This window comes from Roseomonas sp. E05 (assembly GCF_030063475.1).
Lineage (GTDB): Bacteria > Pseudomonadota > Alphaproteobacteria > Acetobacterales > Acetobacteraceae > Pseudoroseomonas.
In genome coordinates, this window is sequence record NZ_JASIRT010000007.1 from 33,315 (window position 1) to 50,318 (window position 17,004).

At 69.4% G+C, this 17,004-nt stretch carries 17 protein-coding genes; 9 read left to right on the forward strand and 8 right to left on the reverse strand.

The genetic code is table 11. The annotated features are described in order from the left end of the window. Positions 1 to 38: 38 nt before the first annotated feature. Positions 39 to 2,201 carry a malate synthase G gene (locus tag QMO56_RS09545; RefSeq protein ID WP_283525229.1) on the forward strand — a complete coding sequence of 721 codons (2,163 nt, stop codon included), beginning with the start codon at positions 39 to 41 and terminating at the stop codon, positions 2,199 to 2,201. An 84-nt stretch (positions 2,202 to 2,285) separates the two neighbouring features. Here the strand turns inward: QMO56_RS09545 and QMO56_RS09550 are convergent, their stop codons facing one another. Beyond that, a complete protein-coding gene (locus QMO56_RS09550; protein ID WP_283525231.1) occupies positions 2,286 to 2,852 on the reverse strand; it encodes a GNAT family N-acetyltransferase in 567 nt (188 codons plus the stop codon). 1 nt (position 2,853) lies between these two features. Beyond that, on the reverse strand, positions 2,854 to 4,296 hold the full coding sequence (locus QMO56_RS09555) for an amidohydrolase (RefSeq protein WP_283525233.1): 1,443 nt from the start codon (positions 4,294 to 4,296) through the stop codon (positions 2,854 to 2,856). A gap of 175 nt (positions 4,297 to 4,471) precedes the next feature. Here QMO56_RS09555 and QMO56_RS09560 point away from each other — a divergent pair, with 175 nt between their 5' ends. The 4 genes from QMO56_RS09560 to QMO56_RS09575 are packed head-to-tail and all read left to right on the forward strand — an operon-like array spanning position 4,472 to position 6,885. Next, positions 4,472 to 4,903 carry an MgtC/SapB family protein gene (locus QMO56_RS09560; RefSeq protein WP_283525234.1) on the forward strand — a complete coding sequence of 144 codons (432 nt, stop codon included), beginning with the start codon at positions 4,472 to 4,474 and terminating at the stop codon, positions 4,901 to 4,903. Between the two features lie 41 nt (positions 4,904 to 4,944). Beyond that, positions 4,945 to 5,649: an ATP12 family chaperone protein gene (locus QMO56_RS09565; RefSeq protein ID WP_283525236.1), complete on the forward strand. Its 705-nt coding sequence runs from the start codon at positions 4,945 to 4,947 to the stop codon at positions 5,647 to 5,649. Between the two features lie 25 nt (positions 5,650 to 5,674). Then, positions 5,675 to 5,950, forward strand: a complete 276-nt coding sequence (locus tag QMO56_RS09570) for an acylphosphatase (protein WP_283525238.1) — start codon at positions 5,675 to 5,677, stop codon at positions 5,948 to 5,950. Positions 5,951 to 5,955: 5 nt separating this feature from the next. Continuing rightward, positions 5,956 to 6,885, forward strand: coding sequence for a hypothetical protein (locus QMO56_RS09575; protein WP_283525240.1), 930 nt, complete (start codon positions 5,956 to 5,958; stop codon positions 6,883 to 6,885). A 78-nt stretch (positions 6,886 to 6,963) separates the two neighbouring features. Here the strand turns inward: QMO56_RS09575 and QMO56_RS09580 are convergent, their stop codons facing one another. After that, complete coding sequence (locus QMO56_RS09580; protein WP_283525242.1) at positions 6,964 to 8,004, reverse strand: amino acid ABC transporter substrate-binding protein; 1,041 nt, start codon at positions 8,002 to 8,004, stop codon at positions 6,964 to 6,966. Between the two features lie 299 nt (positions 8,005 to 8,303). Between QMO56_RS09580 and QMO56_RS09585 the strand changes: the two genes are divergently transcribed. After that, positions 8,304 to 9,470: a multidrug effflux MFS transporter gene (locus QMO56_RS09585; RefSeq protein WP_283525243.1), complete on the forward strand. Its 1,167-nt coding sequence runs from the start codon at positions 8,304 to 8,306 to the stop codon at positions 9,468 to 9,470. Between the two features lie 8 nt (positions 9,471 to 9,478). On the opposite strand, the gene QMO56_RS09590 is transcribed toward QMO56_RS09585, so the two are convergent. Further along, a complete protein-coding gene (locus QMO56_RS09590) occupies positions 9,479 to 10,042 on the reverse strand; it encodes a LysR substrate-binding domain-containing protein (RefSeq protein WP_283525245.1) in 564 nt (187 codons plus the stop codon). Here QMO56_RS09590 and QMO56_RS09595 point away from each other — a divergent pair. Both QMO56_RS09595 and QMO56_RS09600 read left to right on the forward strand, forming a co-directional pair. Beyond that, on the forward strand, positions 10,029 to 10,286 hold the full coding sequence (locus QMO56_RS09595) for a hypothetical protein (RefSeq protein ID WP_283525246.1): 258 nt from the start codon (positions 10,029 to 10,031) through the stop codon (positions 10,284 to 10,286). The two genes, QMO56_RS09590 and QMO56_RS09595, sit on opposite strands and share 14 nt — an antisense overlap. A 381-nt stretch (positions 10,287 to 10,667) precedes the next feature. After that, on the forward strand, positions 10,668 to 11,276 hold the full coding sequence (locus QMO56_RS09600) for an O-methyltransferase (protein ID WP_283525247.1): 609 nt from the start codon (positions 10,668 to 10,670) through the stop codon (positions 11,274 to 11,276). Positions 11,277 to 11,384: 108 nt separating this feature from the next. Here QMO56_RS09600 and guaA read toward each other — a convergent pair whose 3' ends face one another. Further along, complete coding sequence (gene guaA / locus QMO56_RS09605) at positions 11,385 to 12,947, reverse strand: glutamine-hydrolyzing GMP synthase (protein WP_283525249.1); 1,563 nt, start codon at positions 12,945 to 12,947, stop codon at positions 11,385 to 11,387. 138 nt (positions 12,948 to 13,085) lie between these two features. Between guaA and QMO56_RS09610 the strand changes: the two genes are divergently transcribed. After that, positions 13,086 to 13,835: a DUF1028 domain-containing protein gene (locus tag QMO56_RS09610; RefSeq protein ID WP_283525251.1), complete on the forward strand. Its 750-nt coding sequence runs from the start codon at positions 13,086 to 13,088 to the stop codon at positions 13,833 to 13,835. Between the two features lie 33 nt (positions 13,836 to 13,868). Here QMO56_RS09610 and QMO56_RS09615 read toward each other — a convergent pair whose 3' ends face one another. The 3 genes from QMO56_RS09615 to thrS form a co-directional block, all read right to left on the reverse strand. Then, positions 13,869 to 14,228 carry an antibiotic biosynthesis monooxygenase gene (locus QMO56_RS09615; RefSeq protein WP_283525252.1) on the reverse strand — a complete coding sequence of 120 codons (360 nt, stop codon included), beginning with the start codon at positions 14,226 to 14,228 and terminating at the stop codon, positions 13,869 to 13,871. 181 nt (positions 14,229 to 14,409) lie between these two features. Then, positions 14,410 to 14,922, reverse strand: a complete 513-nt coding sequence (infC, locus tag QMO56_RS09620; RefSeq protein WP_283525479.1) for a translation initiation factor IF-3 — start codon at positions 14,920 to 14,922, stop codon at positions 14,410 to 14,412. 85 nt (positions 14,923 to 15,007) lie between these two features. Continuing rightward, positions 15,008 to 16,963 (reverse strand): threonine--tRNA ligase, encoded by a 1,956-nt coding sequence (thrS, locus tag QMO56_RS09625; RefSeq protein ID WP_283525254.1) that lies wholly within the window; start codon positions 16,961 to 16,963, stop codon positions 15,008 to 15,010. Between the last annotated feature and the right edge of the window lie 41 nt (positions 16,964 to 17,004).

A 17,004-nucleotide genomic window follows, 5' to 3' on the forward strand; every position in this document is an offset into this window, starting at 1 on the left:
GGTTAACTGCCGGCCAGGATTGGACGGAGAGGCAGGCCATGGCCAAGAACGCGCAGACCAGCAGGCTGGAGGTGGCGCCGGCGCTGCGGGCGTTCATCGAGTCCGAGGCGCTGCCCGGGACGGGCATCACGCCGGAAACCTTCTGGAACGCCTACCAGGCCATTCTGACCGAGCTGGGGCCTCGCAACGCCGAACTGCTCGCCGAGCGGGACACGCTGCAGGCCAAGCTCGACGACTGGCACCGCAAGCATCCGGCAAAGCCGGTGGACCGCGCCGCCTACCGCGCCTTCCTGGAGGAGATCGGCTATCTGCTGCCCGATCCCGGCGCCGTCAGTGTCACCACCACCAATGTGGACCCGGAGATCGCCAGCATCGCCGGCCCGCAGCTCGTGGTGCCCGTGAACAATGCCCGCTATGCGCTGAACGCCGGCAATGCCCGCTGGGGCAGCCTCTATGACGCGCTCTATGGCACCGACGCCATCCCCGAGGAGGGCAGCCTGGCGCGCGGCAAGGGAGGCTTCAACCGCGCCCGCGGCGAGAAGGTGATCGCCCGCGCCCGCGCCCTGCTCGACGAGGCGGCACCGCTGCTCGGCGGCGCCTGGGCGGATGTCGCCGGGCTCAGCATCGTCGCCGGCGTGCTGGTGGTGGCGCTGATGGAGGGCGGCGCGACGACGCTGAAGGACTCCGCGCAGTTCGCGGGCTATACCGGTACGCCGGAGGCACCCACCGCCATCCTGCTGCGCAACCACGGCCTGCACCTCGAGATCCGCCTCGACAAGGCGCACCCGATCGGCCGCGAGGACCCCGCCGGCATCGCCGACCTGGTCCTGGAATCCGCCGTCTCCACCATCATGGACTGCGAGGATTCCGTCGCCGCGGTGGATGCCGAGGACAAGGTGGCGGTCTATCGCGCCTGGCTCGGGCTGATGAAGGGCGATCTCGAAGCCAGCTTCGAGAAGGACGGCCGGACCCTCACCCGCCGCCTGAACCCGGACCGGACCTACACCACCCCCGAGGGCGGCACGCTCACCCTGCCCGGACGCAGCCTGATGCTGGTCCGCAATGTCGGTCACCACATGATGACCGACGCGGTGAAGCTGGGCGGCAAGGAAACGCCGGAGACCATCCTCGACGCGCTCACCACCGCCGCCATCGCGTTGCACGACATCAAGGGCCGGCGGATGAACAGCCGCGCCGGCAGCGTCTACATCGTGAAGCCGAAGATGCACGGGCCGAAGGAAGTGGCCTGGGCGGAGGAGCTGTTCAGCCGCATCGAGGATGCCTTCAGCCTGGAGCGGAACACGCTGAAGATGGGCATCATGGACGAGGAGCGGCGCACCACCGTCAACCTCCGCGCCTGCATCGCCGCCGCCAAGGGGCGCGTCGCCTTCATCAACACCGGCTTCCTCGACCGTACCGGCGACGAGATCCACACCGACATGGAAGCCGGCCCCGTCCTGCGCAAGAACGACATGAAGGGCGCCGCCTGGATCAAGGCCTACGAGGACTGGAACGTGGATACCGGCTTGGCCTGCGGGCTGCGCGGCAGGTCGCAGATCGGCAAGGGCATGTGGGCGGCGCCGGACCGGATGGCCGACATGCTCTCGCAGAAGATCGGCCATCCCAGGGCCGGCGCCAACACCGCCTGGGTGCCCTCCCCCACCGCCGCCACGCTGCACGCGCTGCACTACCACGCGGTGGACGTGGCCGCGCGGCAGGCGGAGATCGCCCAGGGCGGCCCGCGCGCCAGGCTCGATGACCTGCTGACCATTCCGCTGAGCGACAGCAACTGGTCGCCGGCCGACGTGCAGGCGGAGCTGGACAACAACTGCCAGGGCATCCTCGGCTATGTCGTGCGCTGGGTGGACCAGGGCGTCGGCTGCTCGAAGGTGCCGGACATCAACGATATCGGCCTGATGGAGGACCGCGCGACGCTGCGCATCTCCGCCCAGCACATCGCCAACTGGCTGCGCCACGGCGTGGTGAGCGAGGCGCAGGTGCGCGACACGCTGCGCCGCATGGCCGCCGTGGTGGACCAGCAGAACGCCGCCGACCCGGCCTATACGCCGATGGCGCCGGGCTTCGACGGGCCCGCCTTCCAGGCGGCCTCCGACCTCGTCTTCGAGGGCGCGAAGCAGCCCAACGGATATACCGAGTTCATCCTGCACAAGCGCCGGCGCGAGGCGAAGCAGGCCGCCTGAAAAAAGCCGGGGGAAGGAATTCCCCCAGCCCCCTCCCCGTTTCCGCGTTCCGGGGCGGTCATGCCCCCCCCCCTCTTGGGTCTTCTAGCGCGGCGGTGCGTCGCCCAGCCGCTTCTGCAGCAGCACCAGGTCGAGCCACTGGCCGAACTTGCAACCCACCTGCGGCATGAAGGCGACGCGCTGGAAGCCCAGCTTCTCATGCATGCGCAGCGAGGCCGCGTTGGAGGCATCCACCGAGGCCACCATGACATGCTTGCCGAGCGAGCGCGCCTCGTGCTCCAGGGCGGTGACCAGGGCGCCGCCGATGCCGCGGCCCCGGATATCCGCCCGGATATGCACGGAGTGCTCGACGGTGTGGCGGAAGCCAGGCCAGTTGCCCCGGAACTCGGCGAAGCTGGCAAAGCCGAGGACATCGCCCTCGTGCCGCCCCAGCGCCACCAGCACCGGGAAGCCCTGCGCCTGCCGCTGCCGCCACCACTGGGTGCGCTGCTCCAGCGTCTCGGTCTGCTCGGTGTAGACGGCGATGCTGGTGGCCACCACCTCGTTGAAGATGGTGCGGATTCCCGGCAGGTGCCCTTCCCCTGCCGGGCAGATCGTCACGGCGGGGCAGGAGGCCGGCAGAAGGTGCTGCTGCAGTCCGCCGGCCAGCATGTCAGGCGCTCCGGGCCGAGCGCAGTGGCGGCGCCTTCACTTCGGGCGGGATTGGGCAGGCATAGGGCTTTCCGCCGGTGCGACGCTGCAGCTCGGCCTTGGCGCGGGTCAGCAGCTCGGGGTCGCGCATGGCATCCAGCGCGGTGGCGGCCATCGCCTTGGCGGCATGCAACATGCCCTTGTGCGCCGCGGGGCTCTTGCCTTGCGCCACCATCTGCCAGGTGTGGAAAGGCGTGCCGATGGCGTAGTTGGCGCCCCAGCACTGCACCGTCGGCACGATGCGGGAGACGTCCCCCACATCGGTGGAACCGGCGTTGAAGCGGGAGGTGCCGTCGAAGGGCAGGATCTCCTCCGGCAGGGCCTGCGCGCCCGTTTCGGGCGGGGCGCCGAAGCTCTCCACGCCGCTCTCGATGTCCTCCGGCGTCAGGCTGGCGCGGATCGCCTCGGCGAAGGCGATGTCGGCCGCGTCGAAGCGCGGTGCACCGATGCGGCGGAGGTTCTCGTGCATCGTCATCTCCAGGGCGGTGTTCGGCACCACCTCGGAACAGGCCTTGTCGATGCTGACGGTGAGCTGCGTCTCGGTCATGTGCGCAGCGCCCTCGGCGCAGCGGCGGACGCGGGCGAAGAGCGACTCGGCCTGCGTGACCCTGGGCGCACGGATCAGGTAGAGCACCTCCGCCTGGGCCTGCACCACGTTGGGCGAGACGCCGCCGGCATCGGTGATGGCGTAGTGCACCCGCCAGTCCGAGGGGATGTGCTCGCGCAGGTAGTTGACCCCCATGTTCATGATCTCGACCGCGTCGAGCGCCGAGCGGCCGAGATGCGGGCTGCCGGCGGCATGGGCGGGGCGGCCCCTGAAGCGGAAATAGACCTGGAAATTGGCCAGCGTCAGGTTGGACATGACGCCGGCATAAGTGCCGGGATGCCAGCAGATGGCGGCGTCCAGGTCGTCGAAGACGCCCTCCCGCGCCATGAAGGTCTTGCCCGAGCCGCCTTCCTCACCAGGGCAGCCGTAGTAGCGGACGGTGCCGGAGCGGCCCTCGGCGGCCAGGCTGTCGCGCGCCGCGACGGCGGCCAGCATGGCGCCGGCGCCGAGCAGGTTGTGGCCGCAGCCATGCCCGTTGCCGCCCGGCTCCAGCGGTGCCGGCTCGGCCGAACCGGCCTGCTGCGAGAGGCCCGCCAGCGCGTCGAACTCGCCGAGGAAGCCGATCACCGGCCCACCCTCGCCCGCCTCGGCCATGAAGGCGGTGGGCAGGCCCGCGACGTTGCGGGTGATGCGGAAACCTTCCGCCTCCAGCGCCGCAATCTGCGCCTCGACCGAGCGATGCTCGGCGAAGCGCAACTCGGCAAAGCCCCAGATGGTGTCGGCCAGCGCGGTGTAGGTCGGGCCCTTCGCGTCGATCCGGTCGGAAAGGGCGTCGAGGTTCAGCGTGTCGTTGCGCATCGCGGCCTGTCGTGTTGCGGCCGGGCGAATCTACACGCCCGGCATTTTTGCGGAAGCTCAACCATACCGCGAGGAGCCGCGCGGCGGGACCGCCCTCTGCCGCCCGCGCGCAACTCTGCGGGCGCGTAATCTGTTCTGCAGCGTGGGTTTTGCGGCAGAGGGCGGAGGCGGCAGGGTGCTGGAGGACCCGACCATTCTCGGCCAGGCGCGCGATCTGTTGATCGCCTACGCGCTGGCCTTTCCGATCGGCTGGGACCGCGAGCGGAGCGACCGCAGCGCGGGCATCCGGACCTTCCCGCTTGTGGCGCTGGCCTCCTGCGGCTTCCTCCAGGCGGCCGAGCCGCTGGTGACGGGCGAGGCCGGCGCCACCGCGCGCATCATGGAAGGGCTGATCACCGGGATCGGCTTCATCGGCGGCGGCGCCATCATTCGCAGCGGCCAGCGGGTGCACGGCACGGCCACCGCCGCCGGGCTCTGGGTTACGGGCGCCATCGGGGTCGCCACGGCGCTGCAGTCCTATGCCGTGGCCGTCGTGCTCTCGCTCGCCACCATCTGCACCCTGCGCGGCTTGCGGACGCTCAAATATGATCGCGACGAGTCGAAGTGACCCCCCTTGGCGTCCGCACCTTCGCCCCACATAAGCCAGGAATGAAACGTTTTTGGGAACAGGCTGCCGCCGCGCCGGTGGAAGGCGGCTATACCATATTGCTGGATGGACGCCCGCTACGCCTGCCGGGCCGGAGCGGGCTGGTGCTTCCGCGGGCACCGCTGGCCGAGGCGGTCGCCCGGGAATGGCAGGAGGCCGGCGGCGAGAAGGGCGGCGAGATGCGGATGGAGGAGGTGCCGCTCACCCGCGTCGTGGCCACGGCGCTGGAGCGGATGGCGCCGGACCCCATGCCCAGCGTCGCCGCGCTCGCCAGGTATGGCGAGACCGACCTGCTCTGCTACCGCGCGCAGGAGCCACGCCTCGCCGCCCGGCAGGCGGAAGCCTGGCAGCCGCTGCTGGACTGGGCCGCGCTGCAGTTCGATGCTCCCCTGCGGGTAACCTCTGGCGTGATGCCGGTGGCCCAGAGCTTGGAGGCCTTGGCCGCGCTGCGCGCCGCCCTGGCGCTGCTGCCGGTGCTGGAACTGGCGGCCCTGGGCGTCGCCGTGCCCGCCCTGGGCAGCGCCGTGCTGGGCCTGGCCCTGGCGCGGGAGCGCGTGGATGCGGAGGAAGCCTGCCGCCTGGCCTTCCTGGACGAGGCATTTCAGCAGGAGTTGTGGGGCACGGACGAGGAAGCAGTGGCACGGCAACGGGCAGTCATGGAGGATGTGAAGCTCGCAGGGCGTCTCCTGGCGCTCGCCCGCGCCTGATGATGCGCCCGCAGGGAGAGTGAGCATGGACGCCAAGCGGGTCCGCATCCGCGGTCGGGTGCATGGTGTCGGATTCCGGGACTGGATGGTGCGGGAGGCCACTCGCCTCGGCGTGCAGGGCTGGGTCCGCAACCGGACCGATGGCAGCATCGAGGCCCTGGTGGCGGGAGATGCCGCCGCCGTGGGCGCGCTGCTGACCGCCTGCCGCGCCGGCCCTCTCCTCGCCCGCGTCGAATCCATCGACGAGGATTTTTCTGACCCTCCGGCCGAGCCCGGCTTCCGCCGCGTTCCGACCCTGTGAGCCGCATGCACGATATCGATACGCCCATCATCCTCTATTCCTTCGACCGGCCGCGCTACATGGAACGGGTCTGCGCTTCGCTCGCGGCCCAGAGGGGTGTGCGCTTCGATCCGCGACGGGTCTGGCTGCTGCAGGACGGCGCCGTCTCGGCGCGCACCGGGCGGCGCTACGGCGATGTCCGCGCGATCGCCGAAAGCGTCGCCGTGTTCCGCCAGCATTTCCCGCAGGGGCAGGTCCTGGAGAGCGGCGACAACCTCGGCGTCGCCCGCAACATCCTGCGCGGCGAGCGACTGGTCTTCGAGGAGCTGGGAGCGGAGCTCGGCTATTTCTTCGAGGACGACCTGGAACTCGGGCCCTGGTACCTGTTCGCCCTGGAGGAGCTCCGCGCACGCACCGCCCCCTTCGAGCGGGTCGCCTATTTCGCCGCCTATGGCGACCACCGGCGCGATTATCCCGGCCCGGAGGTGAAGTACATCCCGCTGGAGCACCATTGGGGCTTCGGGCTGCGCCGGCATGCCTGGCTGCGCATGATGGAGTGGCTGGCACCCTATTACGCGCTGCTCGGCGATCTGGACTACAACGACCGGCCGCACCGCCAGATCTTCGAGCTGTACCGGCCGCTCAGCATCGCCACCGAGGCCTCCTCGCAGGACGCCGCCAAGAGCATCGCCTGCCTGGAGCTGGGAATGACCCGGCTGATGACCACCGTCTCCTTCGGCCGCTACATCGGCGAACGCGGCAACTCCTTCTCCCCCCAGCATTTCCGCGACATGGGCTTCGACCGGATGCGGATCGCCCCCAGCGAGACCTACACCTTCATGCCCCTGACAGAGGCGAAGCTCGACGAGATCGACGGCTTTCACCGCCGGCATTACGAGCGGCTGCGGCGGGAGCGGTTCGAGGACATCCTGGCCGCGCACCCGCCGCGCGGCTGAGGGAGCCGGAGGGGCTCCCACAGCCCCTCCCGGACATACCCCCTGCCGGGGAAGCGGCGCGCGCCCCCTCTGCGGTGTTCAGCGCATCGGCGGGGCGTATTGCAGGCCGCCCTTGGTCCAGAGATTGTTGATGCCGCGCTGCACACCCATCGGCGTGATGTTGCGCTCCCAGATCTCGGCGAAGTTGCCGACCTGCTTGACGACCTCCACTGCCCAGTCCGGCTGCAGCCCGAGCATCTTGCCGAGGTCACCCGACTTGCCCATGAAGCGCTGCACGTCCGGGTTGTTGCTGTCGGTGAAGCTGTCGATGTTCTTGCTGGTGATGCCCAGTTCCTCGGCCGTCAGGGTGGCGAAGTGCGCCCAGCGGACGATGTCGAAGAACTTCCAGTCACCCTTGCGCACCACGGCGCCCAACGGCTCTTTCGAGATGATTTCCGGCAGCAGCAGGTACTGATCGGCGTTCGGTCCCTGGCTCATGCGGAAGGAGGCGAGCGAGGAGGCGTCCGTCGTGTAGGCGTCGCAACGGCCGGAGATGAAGGCCTTCTGCACCTCCTCCACCGTCTCGATGACCACCGGGGTGACCTGCATGCTCTGGGCGCGGAAGTAGTCCGCCATGTTCAGCTCGGTGGTGGTGCCGGGCTGCACGCAGATGCTGGCCCCGCCGAGCTGCTTGGCCGAGGTGACGCCGGCGCTCTTCTTCACCATGAAGCCCTGGCCGTCGTAGAAGTTGACGGAGGCGAACTCCAGGCCGAGCGCCGCCTCCCGGCCGAGCGTCCAGGTGGTGTTGCGCACCAGCATGTCCACCTCCCCCGACTGCAGGGCGGTGAAGCGGTTCTGGGCGGTGGTGTTGACGAACTGCACCTTCTTCGCATCGCCGAAGATGGCGGCGGCGACAGTGCGGCAGGTATCCGCGTCCAGGCCGCGCATCTCACCTTTGCTGTCCGGCAGGCTGAAGCCCGCGACCTGGCCGGCGACGCCACAGAGCAGCGTGCCGCGGGCGCGGATGCTGCCCAGGGTGTCGGAGGCGGGCTGGGCGGCGGCGGAGTTCGCGAGGCCCAGCATGGAGGCGAAAGCAAGGCCGGCAGCCCTACTCGCAATGGCAAGCACGGAACGGAACACGGTGCTCTCCTTGTCTTGTCGGACCGGCATGGCAGACCGGCGTGATACGCAGTCTTGAGGGAACAATCCGTGCATGCAAGAAGTTATAGATGAAAATATGAGCAAATAGCACATGATTTGCACTTCATTTGCACATAATGCAATGAATATGCCTAGAATTTTAGCTATGAAATGAAATTGCCCGACGCGCCACTACCGCCACTTTCCTTCCTTGCGCCTTCCACCCCTGGCGCCGCGCCTCCTCTCCCCTCATCCTTGGGCTTCACCGCCCCAACACGCTCTTCCCCCTGGATCAGTTCATGCCTGTCTGGCTACCCCTGCTGCTCGGCTTCCTGACAGCGATCGGGCCGCTCTCCACCGACATGTACCTGCCCGCCTTTCCAGCAATCGAAGCAGGCTTCGGCACTGCGCCGGGCTCGGCCGAGCTGACCCTCGCCACCTGGTTCCTGGGCCTGGCGGTGGGGCAGCTGGTGCAGGGCACGCTGGGGGACAGGCTGGGCCGGCGCCGCCCGCTGCTGGCGGGGCTTGCGGTCTACATGCTGGGCTCGGTGGGCTGCGCGCTGTCCACCAGCATCGAGATGCTGGCCTTCTTCCGCTGCGTTGCGGCCTTCGGCGGCTCGGCCAGCATGGTGCTGCCGCGCGCCGTGGTGCGCGACCTGGCCGACGGGCATGCCGCCGCCCGGCTGATGTCGAAGCTGATGCTGGTGATGGGCGTGGCGCCGATCCTGGCGCCGAGCCTGGGCGGGCTGATGCTCTCCTTCGGCGGCTGGCGGCCGATCTTCTGGTTCGGCGCCATCTACTCCATCTGCTCCTTCCTGCTGGTCTGGCGCCTGCTGCCGGAAACCCTGCCGACCGAGCGCAGGCTGCGCCTTGGTGCCGCCGCGCAGCTGCTGCGCTACCTGCAGATCCTGCGGGAGCGGAACTTCCTGGCGCATGTTGCAATGGGCTGCGCCGCCATGTTCCTGATGTTCACCTATGTCGGCGGCTCGGCAGCGGTCTTCGTCGGCATGTTCGGCATGGCACCAACGCATTTCGGCATCCTGTTCGGACTGAATGCCGCGGGCTTCATCCTCTTTTCGCAGTTCAATCCGCCGCTGCTGCTGCGCCTCGGGCCGCAGCGGCTGGTGCGTCTCGCCAGCGCCGTCATCCTGATCGCGACCCTGGTGCTCACCGCCATCGCCTTCAGCGAGCCGACGCACTGGCTGGCTGTCATCGCGCCCGTCTTCGTGGCGATGTCCTGCTGCGCCCTGGTGATGCCGAATGCGGCGGTGGGCGCGCTCAGCCGCCACGCCACCCAGGCCGGCTCGGCCTCGGCGCTGATGGGCACGCTGCAGTTCAGCGTCGCCGGAACCAGCGGCGTGCTGCTCAGCCATTTCGCGGATGGCACGGCGCGGCCCATGGCGGTCCTGATGCTGATCGGCGCCATCGGGGCGATCGTTGCCGAACGCCTGCGGCCGGAGAACTGAGGCATTGCTCAGGGCGGGGCCGCCGGCCTCGCCTCCTCCCCGGCCGCCACATAGCGCGCCAGGTCTCCAGCCAGATGGTCGAACACCGCGCGGATGCGGGCGACGCGCCGCGGGTCCTCGTGCATGACGATCCAGGTCTCGAAGCCGTGGATGAGGAATCCCGGCAATACGCGGACGAGGCCCGGCGCCCGCTGGCCAAGCGCGAGATGCACCGGGCCGATGCCCAGCCCCGCCCGCACCGCCGCGAACTGCGCCGGATGGCTGTCGGTGCGCAACGCGAAGGCTTGGTGGGAGAGCGCGGGGGCCAGTGCCGCAACCAGGCGCAGATCGGAGGGTGCGCGGTCGGGGCCGATCAGGGCGAAACCGGCGAGTTCCTCCCGCGTCCGGGGCAGGCCCCTCCGCGCGGCATAGTCGCGATGCGCGAAGAGGCCGATCCGCACCATCCCCAGGTGCTTCGCGACCAGCGCCGCCTGCGCCGGACTGCTGGACCGCGAGGCGGCGCTGCGCCCCTTCGAGCGCCTCCAGTTCGCCGGGCACTGGGACCCGGACGGGCGCGCGATGCTCGCCGCCATCGCCCGCGCGGCGGGGCGCCCGTGCCTGCCGGTGCTGCCCTTCCCATGGTGGCTCACCCGCCTGGCCGGGCCGTTCTCCGAAAGCCTGCGCGAGATGAAGGAGATCCGGCCCTTCTGGCACCACCCCGTCCGGCTGGACAATCGCCGGCTGGTCACCTTGCTGGGCGCCGAGCCGCACACGCCACTGGACACGGCCGTGGCGGCGGCGCTGGCGGGGCTCGGCTGCCTGGAAGCCCCCGCCTGAGACCAGGCGGAGGGCCGGATGTTCAGCGGCGCCGCCTCTTCCTCCCGGTGCAGCCATCGTCAGATCCGACGGCATGCCAGCATATCTTCTTCCGATGGATCGCGGCCTGCCCGGCGAAGTGTGCGGTCTCGTGACAGAGGCGGCCGCAGCCGTGGCCATGGCGCCCGCTGGGTGATCTGATCGCTGCTTCCCCTTCAGCGGACGTGGCCACAATGCCGGCAGCGCAGGTCAGAGGCCCGCGCGGAACGCTGCCTCTCAGCCGGAGAGCAGCCCACTATCACGCGCCACCCTTTCCCGAAGAGGTGCGCATCCGCACGCGTCCGGCCTAGCCCTGCGAAGCCTGGCGTCAGCGGAGGCCTCAAGCTGCCCCAGGATGACCATATGGACGAGAAGATCACGGCGGTCCTCGACGCCTACCACGCGATGATCCGCGAGGAGCGGAGCAAACCGAGGGAGATCGTGCCCGAGGGCGGGCAGGACCGCCGGCTGCGCGCCGTCGGGCCGGAGACGGGCCGCCTCCTCAACATCCTCGCCCGCAGCCTCAGGAGGCCGAACATCCTGGAGATCGGCACCTCCTACGGCTATTCCGGCATCTGGCTGGCGGAGGCCGCGCGGGCAACCGGCGGGCACCTGATCACGATGGAGCTGCACGACTACAAATCCGCCTTCGCGCGCGACATGGCGGTGAAGGCAGGCCTCGCCGAGCATGTCGATTTCAGGGTTGGCGACGCCGTGGCGATGATCAGCGCGCTGCCCTTCGGCGTGGACTTCGTTCTCGTGGACCTCTGGAAAGATCTCTACGTGCCCTGTCTGGAGGCCTTCTATCCCAAGCTCAATCCGGGTGCGATCATCGTGGCCGACAACATGCTGCGCGCCGGAAACGAGGACGTACGGCACTACGGCCGGGCTGTCCGCGCCAAGCCCGGAATCACCAGCGTGCTGCTGCCGGTGGGCGACGGCATCGAGATCAGCCGCTTCGAGCCAGGCTGAACCGCGGGACGCCGGTCCAACCGGGCGATCGCCTCAAGGGCGCGCCCGCTCGCGCGCCGGACGGCTCACCCCAAGGTCAGCGGGGATCAGAGTCTTGTTCGGCACCCCTTATTCCCACTCAATGGTGCCGGGCGGCTTCGAGGTGATGTCATAGGTCACCCGGTTGATGCCGCGCACCTCGTTGACGATGCGCCCCGCCACCCGGGTGAGAAACTCCATGGTGAAGGGGTAAACGTCGGCCGTCATGCCGTCGGTGGAGGTGACGGCGCGCAGGGCGCAGGCTTGGTCGTAGGTGCGGCCGTCGCCCATCACGCCCACGGTTCGCACCGGCAGCAGCACGGTGAAGGCCTGCCAGATGGCATCGTAGAGGCCAGCAGCGCGGATCTCCTCCAGGAAGATGCTGTCGGCCTTCTGCAGGATCTGCACCTTCTCCCGCGTCACCTCGCCGGGAATGCGGATGGCCAGGCCCGGTCCCGGGAAGGGATGCCGGCCGACGATCTCCTCGGGAATGCCCAGCTCACGGCCAAGGGCGCGAACCTCGTCCTTGAACAGGTCGCGCAGCGGCTCGACCAGCCGCATCCGCATCTCCTCCGGCAGGCCGCCGACATTGTGGTGCGACTTGATCGTGACACTGGGACCGCCCGTGGCCGAGACGCTCTCGATGACGTCCGGGTAGAGCGTGCCCTGGGCCAGGAAGTCGGCGCCGCCGATCTTCTCCTGCTCCTCCTCGAAGACCTCGATGAACAGGCGGCCGATGGTCTTGCGCTTCTTCTCCGGGTCCGTGACGCCCTCAAGCTGGCCGAGGAACAGGTCGGAGGCGTCGCGATGCACGAGCTTGATGTTGAAGCGGTCGCGGAAGGTCCGGATGACCTGCTCCGCCTCGCCCGCGCGCATCACGCCATGGTCCACGAAGATGCAGGTGAGCTGGTCGCCGATGGCCTCGTGGATCAGCACCGCCGCCACCGAGGAGTCGACGCCGCCGGAGAGGCCACAGACCACATGCCCGTCGCCGACCTGCGCGCGGATACGGGCGATGGCCTCGGCGCGGAAGGCGGCCATGGTCCAGTCGCCGCCGCAGCCGCAGACGCCATGGGTGAAGTTCTTCAGCAGCTGCGCGCCGTGCGGGGTGTGCACCACCTCCGGGTGGAACTGGATGCCGTAGAAATGCCGCTCGTCGTTCGCGATCATCGCGAGCGGGGAGCCCTCGCTGGTGGCGACGATGCGGAAGCCCTCGGGCAGCTCCGAGACGTAGTCGCCATGGCTCATCCAGACCTGTTCGCGCGCGCCGGGGGACCAGACGTCCCGCGTCAGGGCGCAGGCCTCCTGCACCTCGACATAGGCGCGGCCGTATTCCTGGTGGTCGCCGCGCGCCACCTTGCCGCCGAGCTGGGCGCACATCGTCTGCTGGCCGTAGCAGATGCCGAGCACGGGGATGTCCATCTCGAACACCACCTGCGGGGCGCGGGGGCTGCCCTCCTCCGTCACGCTGGCCGGCCCGCCCGAGAGGATGATGCCCTGGGGCGCGAAGGACTGGATCCGCGCGGCATCGGCCGTGAAGGGCCAGACTTCGCAGTAGACGCCGGATTCGCGCACGCGACGCGCGATCAGCTGCGTCACCTGGCTGCCGAAGTCGAGGATCAGGATGCGGTCGTGGGAGGAGAGGTCGGCCATGGGCCAGCTTGCACCACAACCGCGCCCGCAAGACAAGACTTTCGCGCCGCGCAACAGAGTTGCGGATGTCTGCCCCTTGATCCCGCCCGGCTGCTGCCGCCACCCTGCGCCGGTACAACCGGAAGGAAACCGTCGGCGATGACCTGGTCGATCGTGGCGCATGACCCAGTGAGCGGCGCCTTCGCCGTGGCGGTGACCACCTGCGCCTTCGCCGTCGGGGCCTCCTGCCCCTATGTGCGGGCGGGGGTGGGCGCCGTCTCCACCCAGTCCTTCACCAACCGCTATCTCGGTCCGGCCGTGCTGGACGGGCTGGCGCGTGGCCTCTCGCCCTCGGCGGCGATCCAGGGGGCGCTGGCCGGCGACGAGGGGCGCGACCTGCGGCAGATCCACGCCGTGGACCGCCACGGCAACAGCGCCGCCTGGACCGGCGAAAGCTGCGTCGAATGGGCCGGCAGCCAGTCCGGTCCTGGCTTCAGCGTGGCCGGCAACATGCTGTCGGGCGCGGCGGTGGTGGGCGAGACGGCGGCCACCTTCGCCTCCGCCGCCTCCATGCCGCTGCCGGAGCGCCTGATGCTGGCGCTGGATGCCGGCGAGGCGGCGGGTGGCGACCGCCGCGGCCGGCAGTCGGCGGCGATGAAGCTGATCACCACCGAGGACTTCCCCGACCTCGACCTTCGCGTGGACGACCACGCCGCGCCGCTGACGGAGTTGCGCCGGCTGCTCGGCATCTGGCGGCGGGAGCGCGCCCCCGGCCTGGCCTTCGCGCCACGGAAGGCGGATCCCGCCGGCCTGACCGACCGCGCGCTGATCGAGGCGGGCTGGCGGGCCCGTGGGCTGGACCTCCGGTTCCCCGACCGCAAGCGCAGGCCGGAGCAGGCAGGGAGCTGAGGCTGGCCTCAGCCGCCATGCGCCGCCCGGCTGTCAGCCGGTGCGGCGCCGCGCTCCGCCAGCCATAGTCCCGCAGCACGGGGCCGGCGCACAGCCGGGCCTGCGAAGAGCTCGGAGCGCCTGGCTGGCGCGATGAGCCGGCCGGCGCCAGGCGGCGATCGCCGCTTCATCGCGCCAGAGGGAGAGGGAGAGAGAGAGGGACAGCAGCTTGCCGGGCTCGCTCAGGCTGGCGAAGCGCTCGATGCCGGGAAAGCCACCGGTGCCCTCCAGCTCCTCCCGCAGGGCGGCGGTGCGGTCGGGAGTATCCTGTCGCCGCCCTTCAGCGGGCCAGAGTTCGGAAATGCCCGCCAGCACGGCCACGTTGCCCGGCCGGGAGCGGAGGAAAGCCGGCATGCGCCGGCATCACCACGGAATGGGCAGGAAAATCGATCGTGGGGGAGGCCCGCCTCCTGCGCGGGGCGGAAGCGTCATAACCGGCTTCGGCGGGGCCATGCTTCGGCCTGCGCCGAGGCATGGGGCGGGGAGCCCCACCCTGCCGCGCACTGGCCGGAGGCCAACCTCCGGCCCGGTCCGCTCACTTCGGCGCCAGCACCATGATCATCTGACGGTTCTCCAGGCGCGGCATCTGCTCGACCTTGGCCATTTCGCCAAGCTCGGTGCGAATGCGCTCCAGAACCTTCACGCCCAGATCCTGATGGGCCATCTCACGACCGCGGAAGCGCAGGGTGACCTTCACCTTGTCGCCTTCCTCGATGAAGGACTTGGCCGCGCGCATCTTCACGTCGTAGTCGTGGTCATCAATGTTCGGGCGAACCTTGATTTCCTTGATCTCGACGATCTTCTGCTTCTTGCGGGCCTCGTTGGCCTTCTTCTGCTGCTCGTACTTGTACTTGCCGTAGTCGGTGATCTTGCACACCGGCGGCACGGCGTTCGGGCTGATCTCCAGGAGATCCATGCCCAGGTCATAGGCACGCAGCAGCGCTTCGCGCGCGCTCATCACGCCGAGCATCTCGCCGTCCTGATCGATCAGGCGGACCTGCGGGACGCGGATATCCTCGTTGACCCGCGGTCCATCGCGGGCAGGCAGCTGGTTCGGGATAGGGCCTCGGGCCAGAGTCGGCTCCTGTTGCTGTGGGAACGAAACGGTTTGCGTCTATCTTATGGTACAGCGGTCAGGCCGCTGCAACCTCTGCGACCGGCTTCAGATCGGGAGGCGTGGCTTCCGCCGCAAGGGTGGCGACCGCCTCGGCCAGCGTCACCGCCACCTGCTCGCGCCCGGGCAGGCGGCGGAGCACCACCTTGCCCTCCTCCGCCTCGCGCCGGCCGATCACCGCCAGAACCGGCACGCGGGCCTCGATCTGGTCCACCACCTTGCGGTTGATCTTCTCGTTGCGCAGGTCCAGCTCCACCGAGAGACCGGCCTTCTGGAGGGCGGCGGCCACCTCGCGGGCGAAGGGCGCGGCCTCGTCCACGATGGTGGCCACGGCCACCTGCACCGGCGCCAGCCAGAGCGGGAAGCGCCCGGCATGCTCCTCAATGAGGATGCCGAGGAAGCGCTCGAAGCTGCCGAGGATGGCGCGGTGCAGCATGACCGGGCGGTGACGGGCGCCGTCCTCGCCGACATAGACCGCGTCCAGCCGCTCGGGCAGCACGAAGTCCACCTGCAGCGTGCCGCACTGCCAGTCGCGGCCGATGGCGTCGCGCAGCACGAACTCCAGCTTCGGGCCGTAGAAGGCGCCCTCGCCCGGGTTCAGCTCGTACTCGACACCGGCGATGCGGCAGGCTTCCTTCAGCGCACCCTCGGAGCGGTCCCAGGTGGCATCGTCGCCCGCCCGCTTCTCCGGCCGGTCGGAGAACTTCACGCGGAAGCTCTCGAAGCCGAAGTCGCGGTAGACGCGCGAGAGCAGCGCCACGAACTCGACCGTCTCGGCGGCGATCTGCTCCTCCGTGCAGAAGATGTGCGCGTCGTCCTGGGTGAAGGCGCGTACCCGCATGATGCCGTGCAGCGCGCCCGAGGGCTCGTAGCGGTGGCAGGAGCCGAACTCGGCCATGCGCATCGGCAGCTCGCGGTAAGAGCGCAGGCCGTGGTTGAAGATCTGCACGTGGCAGGGGCAGTTCATCGGCTTCAGCGCCAGCACGCGGTCCTTCTCCGACTCGTCATCGACGGTCGCGAGGAACATGTTCTCCCGGTACTTTTCCCAGTGGCCGGAGGCCTCCCAGAGGCGGCGGTCCACCAATTGCGGGGTCTTCACCTCCTGGTAGCCGGTCTCGTCCAGCCGCCGGCGCATGTAGTTCTGCACCGTGGTGTAGAGGCGCCAGCCCTTGGGGTGCCAGAAGATGCTGCCCGCCGCCTCCTCCTGGAGATGGAACAGGTCCATCTCCTTGCCGATGCGCCGGTGGTCGCGCTTCTCCGCCTCCTCAAGCTGGTGGAGATAGGCGTCCAACTCCTTCTGGTCGCGCCAGGCGGTCGCGTAGATGCGGGAGAGCATGGCGTTGCGATGGTCGCCGCGCCAATAGGCGCCGGCCACCTTCATCAGCTTGAAGGCGGTGCCGACATCGCCGGCCGAACGCATATGCGGCCCGCGGCAGAGGTCGAGCCAGGCGCCCTGGCGGTAGATCGAGATGACCTCGCTCTCCGGCAGGTCCCGGATCAGCTCCGCCTTGTAGCGCTCGCCCCGCTCCTCGAAGAAGCGGATCGCCTCCTCGCGCGGCCATTCCTCCCGCACGAAAGTCTCGTTGCGGGCGATGATCTCGCGCATCTTCGCCTCGATCGCCGGAAAGTCCTCCGGCTTGAAGGGCTCGTTGCGCGCGAAGTCGTAGTAGAAGCCGTTCTCGATGGCTGGGCCGATCGTCACCTGGGTGCCGGGGAACAGCTCCTGCACCGCCTCGGCGAGCACATGCGCCGCATCGTGCCGGATCAGCTCCAGGGCCTCGGGGTCCTTGCGGGTGACGAAGCGGACCTCGGCGTCATGGTCGATGCGGGCCGAGAGGTCGCGCAGCTTGCCGTCCACCTTCATGGCCAGCGCCGCCTTGGCCAGCCCGGGCCCGATGGCGGCGGCCACGGTGGTGCCCGTCACGGCTCCGTCGAAGGCGCGGACGGACTGGTCGGGCAACGTGATCGCAGGCATCAGTCGGGCTTTCCCAGGTTGCGAAAAGGGCACGGGAACTT

Coding starts and splice junctions, on each gene's coding strand:
- QMO56_RS09575 (WP_283525240.1), top strand. CDS start 5,956: ATGCACGATATCGATACGCCCATCATCCTCTATTCCTTCGACCGGCCG.
- guaA (WP_283525249.1), bottom strand. CDS start 12,947: ATGGCCGACCTCTCCTCCCACGACCGCATCCTGATCCTCGACTTCGGC.
- QMO56_RS09550 (WP_283525231.1), bottom strand. CDS start 2,852: ATGCTGGCCGGCGGACTGCAGCAGCACCTTCTGCCGGCCTCCTGCCCC.
- QMO56_RS09600 (WP_283525247.1), top strand. CDS start 10,668: ATGGACGAGAAGATCACGGCGGTCCTCGACGCCTACCACGCGATGATC.
- QMO56_RS09585 (WP_283525243.1), top strand. CDS start 8,304: ATGCCTGTCTGGCTACCCCTGCTGCTCGGCTTCCTGACAGCGATCGGG.
- QMO56_RS09565 (WP_283525236.1), top strand. CDS start 4,945: ATGAAACGTTTTTGGGAACAGGCTGCCGCCGCGCCGGTGGAAGGCGGC.
- thrS (WP_283525254.1), bottom strand. CDS start 16,963: ATGCCTGCGATCACGTTGCCCGACCAGTCCGTCCGCGCCTTCGACGGA.
- QMO56_RS09570 (WP_283525238.1), top strand. CDS start 5,675: ATGGACGCCAAGCGGGTCCGCATCCGCGGTCGGGTGCATGGTGTCGGA.
- QMO56_RS09595 (WP_283525246.1), top strand. CDS start 10,029: ATGCTCGCCGCCATCGCCCGCGCGGCGGGGCGCCCGTGCCTGCCGGTG.
- QMO56_RS09545 (WP_283525229.1), top strand. CDS start 39: ATGGCCAAGAACGCGCAGACCAGCAGGCTGGAGGTGGCGCCGGCGCTG.
- QMO56_RS09555 (WP_283525233.1), bottom strand. CDS start 4,296: ATGCGCAACGACACGCTGAACCTCGACGCCCTTTCCGACCGGATCGAC.
- QMO56_RS09610 (WP_283525251.1), top strand. CDS start 13,086: ATGACCTGGTCGATCGTGGCGCATGACCCAGTGAGCGGCGCCTTCGCC.
- QMO56_RS09615 (WP_283525252.1), bottom strand. CDS start 14,228: ATGCCGGCTTTCCTCCGCTCCCGGCCGGGCAACGTGGCCGTGCTGGCG.
- QMO56_RS09590 (WP_283525245.1), bottom strand. CDS start 10,042: ATGGCGGCGAGCATCGCGCGCCCGTCCGGGTCCCAGTGCCCGGCGAAC.